This window comes from Ruegeria sp. AD11(2025) (assembly GCF_056542405.1).
This window is the reverse complement of the sequence record NZ_JBQFZU010000144.1, coordinates 1-636: the sequence shown is the minus strand read 5'-3', so window position 1 is coordinate 636 and position 636 is coordinate 1. Positions and strand designations below refer to the sequence as shown.

1 pseudogene is annotated in these 636 nt (G+C 56.0%); it reads right to left on the bottom strand.

The features are described 5' to 3' along the window. Nucleotides 1-591 (bottom strand): annotated as a pseudogene (locus ACR1XY_RS24780) (transposase family protein); the annotation flags it as partial. Nucleotides 592-636 lie beyond the last annotated feature (45 nt).

Here is a 636-nt window from a genome sequence, read left to right as displayed (position 1 = left end):
CGGATACACGATCCGTCATTTAGGTGAGCCTGCGAACGCCGACCTTTCCTCGGTTGTTTCATTGCACTTTCAGCCCCTCTCGGCAGCGCAGCGATCCTTCGACAGCCGTATCGGCCGTATTGACGGGCCAGCTCGATCAGGGCGGCCACCGGTCGGTCTTCGCCTGCGCGACCTTGTGGGACGTTCCGTTGCGTGGACCGGTTTTGTCCCCGCACGCGGCAGGCGCGTCTCTCGGAAACGTTCAGCTTGTTGCGTACATGGTTGATACAAACACGACGACGAGCGGGGCCAAGTAGGTCCGCACATTCAGGCCTGAAAATCAACCACTGGATGATTTTCTTTTCGGCCTTCATCCTGTGTAGCTTCCGTCAGGATCAGTTTGTCTGACGTCAGATCTGAAACCGCACGTCGCGGTCTCTCGTTCTCCTTTTGAAGCCGCTTCAGTTTTTTCAACTGGTCCACGCCCATTCCGCCGTACTTCTTTCGCCCGCAAAAACAGGTTTGTTCGACAACGCCAACCTGCCTGATCGTATCAAAACGGGACATGCCTTGCCCCATCAGAACTTCAACCTGCCATAACTTCGAGGCAATCTCTTTGGGCTTCGGTCACTTGTTGGCCATCCTTGGCCCTCCGTT